This is a genomic window from Clostridium sp. RTP31139st1_H3_RTP31139_211217, assembly GCF_040227035.1.
In the GTDB taxonomy this organism is placed as follows: domain Bacteria; phylum Bacillota; class Clostridia; order Clostridiales; family Clostridiaceae; genus Clostridium; species Clostridium saudiense.
In genome coordinates, this window is the sequence record NZ_JBCOAB010000092.1 from 1 (window position 1) to 4233 (window position 4233).

Here is a 4233-nt window from a genome sequence, read left to right on the forward strand (position 1 = left end):
ATCTATAACTTTCCCCATTTCCTTTTTAATTTCTTTACTTCTACTAAAATTTTCTCCTATTTCATTAATTTTTTCCTTTTCTCTTTTCTTTTTTAATCGCTCTTTAAACGCATTTATTGCTCTTTCTACAATTTCATCACTTAGCTCTATATACTTAAATGTTTGCTTATCTAAATATTCATATCTCCCTTTTTCAGCTCCTAAAACATATTCTACATAATCCTCCAATAATTCTTCATCTGACATTCTTTTATCATAATATCTTAAATAATAATTTATACTCCCACTAATTTTCATCCATAACTTTTTTTCGTCCATATTCTCCCTCCATATATTTATTTTTTATTTTATATTAAATCATTTTTTTTATTTATTTCAAATTTTAATGTTTACTATTTCCCTATTTATTTGCTCTATATTTTATATAAGGAGGTGTATGTTATGGATTCAGAGTTATTTAACTTTCTAACAACTCAAGGTATTTTTGCTTTGTTATTTGGTTATTTATTGCTATATATTTTAAAACAAAATCAAATTCGAGAAGAAAATTATCAAAAAATAATTCAACAACTAAATGAAGTTCTTCCAACTATAAAAAATGATTTAGAAGACATAAAAAAGCAGATATTAAAAAATTAATATCTGCTTTTTATTATGTTAAGTATACCTTTTTCAATTTACTTATTGCTCTATTCTTAGCTTGATTTATTGCCTGTCTTGATATCCCCATATAATCTGCCACTTCACTTATGGATAAATAATTTATATATATTAATTTCATTATGTACTCTTCTTTTTCTGTTAATACTTCAAATAAATTTAAAACTTCAACTTCTGAATCAAACTCTTCATACCCTATTTCAATTTCTAAATTTAATTCTACTTCACGATTTTTTATCTTATCATTTTTTTTAGATAATTTTATATACTCATACTTTAATGCTTTAGATATATAAGCAAATATTATTTTATCATCCTCAAATCTGTTTTCTTCTGGCAATTTATTTATTATTTCTAATAAATGTACTAATAGATCTTGTCTAGTATCTTCTCCATTCACTGATTTTGAAAGTTTATTTATTAAAGGGTTAAATACATTTATAATCTCTCTAAATATTTCTTTATTGCCATTTTTATATTCTTTTATATTTTTATAAATTGTGTTTCCCATAAATAAACACCCCCTACTTATATAAAAGCAAACAAACGTTCGATTTGTAAACATAAAAAAAATATTTTTTTCATGTTTACAAATTGAACGTTTTTTTACTCTTAAATATATGACTGGTCAATTAAATGAATTTTAAATTAAACATAAGTTAACTTTTGAAATAAATATTTTTATTAAAAAGGAGAAATTAATCATGTTATTACAATTAGGAGATAAAGGAGATAATGTTAAATATCTTCAATATGGATTACACATTTTATGTTGTTCACCAAATGGTTTTGATGGTGAATTTGGAAATGGCACACTTACTGCCGTAAAGAAATTCCAATCTAAATATGGATTAGTTAATGATGGAATAGTAGGTGATGTTACTTGGAATACTTTAAAAAATGAAATTGCTACAATTCAAGCTCAATTAAATAAAAAAGGTTGTAGCGTTGGTACTGTTGATGGTATAGCTGGTCCTGCTACCTATAATGCTGTTATTTCATTCCAAAATAAAAATGGTTTAACTGCTGATGGACAAGTTGGTACTGCAACTTGGGATATTTTATTCGACACTGTATCTGGTGGAACTACTTATACTAGAATATTAAAAGTTACTTCCCCTTTAATGTACGGTGAAGATATTAAAGCTGTTCAAAACAAGCTGAACTCTTTAGGTTACAACTGTGGTACTGCTGATGGTTATTATGGTAATGCTACTAAATCTGCTGTTATCAGCTTCCAATCTGCTAAGGGTCTTACTGCTGATGGTGAAGTCGGTCCTGCTACTTGGAATGCTTTATTTAGCTCTTCTTCAACTTCTACTGGAAGTAGCTATACTAGATTATTAAAGGTTACTTCACCTTTAATGTACGGTGAAGATATTAAAGCTGTTCAAAACAAATTAAACTCTTTAGGTCATAATTGCGGTACCGCTGATGGTTACTACGGAAATGCTACTAAATCTGCTGTTGTTAGTTTTCAATCAGCTAAGGGAATTGACACTGATGGTGTTGTTGGCCCTACTACTTGGAACGCTCTATTTAATTCTTCTTCATCTTCAGGAAGTGGCACATTACCTGGTGGTCCAATAAAGGTATTTATTGATGCTGGACATGGTGATACTGATCCTGGTGCTGTAGGAAATGGATTAAAAGAAAAAAATATTGTTCTTAACATTGCTACAAAATTAGGTGCTTTACTTAACGGACGTGAAATATCAATAAAATATTCTAGAACTAATGATACTTATTTAAGCTTAGAGGACAGAGCTAGACTTGCTAATGCTTGGGGAGCCGATTTATTCGTATCAATACATGCTAATTCTGCTACTTCATCAGTTAGAGGTACTGAATGCTATACTCACCCTACTGCAAATACAGCAACTAAAACTTTATCTGCAAATATATCTAGATCAATCGCTAGTAAATTTGGTATACCTAATAGAGGACATAAAGAAGCTAACTTTGCCGTTTTAAGACTTTCTAATATGCCTGCTATTTTAGTTGAAACTGCTTTTATTAGTAATTCTAGTGATGCTAATCTTTTAAATACTAGACAAGATGATTTTGCTAATGCAATTTTTAATGAAATCTTAAACTACTTTAATATGAGTATATCTACAAGTACAATATTAGATCAGATAAATAATAGTGGGTTCGCTGAACTTTTTGGTGTTAAATTTACACAAACACTTCAAGAAAAGATAATTGCTCAAGCTGGACCAATTAAAGTTAAACTTTCTCTTACACGAGGTGGTAGCAATAATGGAGAAATTGTTGCAAATTTTAAAAATGGTAGTTTTGATAGTGGTACATTCAAAAATGATTTACTAGATTTATCTACAACTCTATCTAAAAATGGAGTAAATATATCAAAACAACTCCTTAAATTAGGTAATAAAAGTTTTTCTATATCAGTATCCACTAATAATAATATAATTACTGTATCTTTAACTAAAACTTTAAATATAAATGATTCAACTTTTAGTCAAGTATTGTCAATTGAATACGATAAAGATGGGTTAAAAGATATTTATGAAAATATTACAGTTGTTGTAAATAGTTTAGTCGAGAAATCTAAACCTATTTTACTTCCTCTTCTTCTTATAGGCGCTTTAATAATTTTTATAAAACTCGGCTTTTTATCAGCTTTAATAAGCTTTGGTGCTGCATTATTAACACAACTAGGCTATGCAATATATACAATGATTACTTTTATTGCTACTAATTAAACTTAAAAAATAACCATATAAATATTTATATGGTTATTTTTTCAATGAATTTATTAATTTCTTCTTCATTTTTAAATATATTTCTAGGAATTATCAATTTCTTTTTATATCCAAATGATTTAGTTGAAAATATTAATATATATTCATTAAGCAAATTCACTTTTATAAACTTATCTATCTTCATTTCATATTTGTCATTATTACAATATATATATATTTTTCTATTATCTAATATTAGTTTTTTTTCAGATAAAAAGTATCTATCTTTATTACAATTCTTTATTGCTATTTTTTTCGAAATCCTATTTATATCCTTATTCTCAGTTTTTTTCAACCAAAAAAACACTATAAAAGTCATAATTACTGTGTTCGTGAAAAAATAAATTAAATTTTGTAATTTTATTGAATAATATATTCCACTAATAACACTAATAGAACAAACAATATATTTATATTTACTAAATCCCATTTTATACTGAATATACTTTATTAAAAATTCAATATCTTCAAATGTGTTAATATATTTTATTTCCATAGCTCCCCCTTAATGTTTTATTTTAAATTTTACCATCTATAGTGGTTTTTTTCAATTTTGAGAAGACAAAAAATTCAAACAAATTGAATCTACTTTATGTAATCATATTAGTAATTAAGCTAATTATAGCATCCTTTAGTAAAAATATTCTTTCTGTAAATATATTGAAAGAATATTTATTACCACACAATATATATAATTTTATATTTTTTCATTTTATCCCTCACAGAAACAAATTATTTTAATTGCACTAAAAATAAATTATACATATAAATTTAAGAAAATAACAAAAACTGCGCAGAATTAAGC

The 4233-nt window shown here is 26.0% G+C and carries 5 protein-coding genes; 2 read left to right on the plus strand and 3 right to left on the minus strand.

Annotation, left to right across the window (positions count from 1 at the left end):
* The coding region (locus ABUA17_RS18430; protein WP_349824108.1) for a hypothetical protein at nucleotides 1-318 on the minus strand (318 nt) is incomplete at its 3' end.
* A 123-nt stretch (nucleotides 319-441) separates the two neighbouring features.
* On the opposite strand from ABUA17_RS18430, the gene ABUA17_RS18435 reads away from it, so the two are divergent.
* The gene (locus ABUA17_RS18435) at nucleotides 442-639 is read left to right on the plus strand and encodes a BhlA/UviB family holin-like peptide (RefSeq protein WP_042402944.1); all 198 of its coding nucleotides are present in this window, start codon (nucleotides 442-444) and stop codon (nucleotides 637-639) included.
* A gap of 13 nt (nucleotides 640-652) precedes the next feature.
* On the opposite strand, the gene ABUA17_RS18440 is transcribed toward ABUA17_RS18435, so the two are convergent.
* Nucleotides 653-1171, minus strand: a complete 519-nt coding sequence (locus ABUA17_RS18440; RefSeq protein ID WP_042402948.1) for a sigma-70 family RNA polymerase sigma factor — start codon at nucleotides 1169-1171, stop codon at nucleotides 653-655.
* Between the two features lie 193 nt (nucleotides 1172-1364).
* Between ABUA17_RS18440 and ABUA17_RS18445 the strand changes: the two genes are divergently transcribed.
* Entirely contained in the window at nucleotides 1365-3389 is a 2025-nt protein-coding gene (locus ABUA17_RS18445) for an N-acetylmuramoyl-L-alanine amidase (RefSeq protein ID WP_052330772.1), read from the plus strand.
* 25 nt (nucleotides 3390-3414) lie between these two features.
* Here the strand turns inward: ABUA17_RS18445 and ABUA17_RS18450 are convergent, their stop codons facing one another.
* On the minus strand, nucleotides 3415-3924 hold the full coding sequence (locus ABUA17_RS18450) for a hypothetical protein (RefSeq protein WP_042402951.1): 510 nt from the start codon (nucleotides 3922-3924) through the stop codon (nucleotides 3415-3417).
* Nucleotides 3925-4233 lie beyond the last annotated feature (309 nt).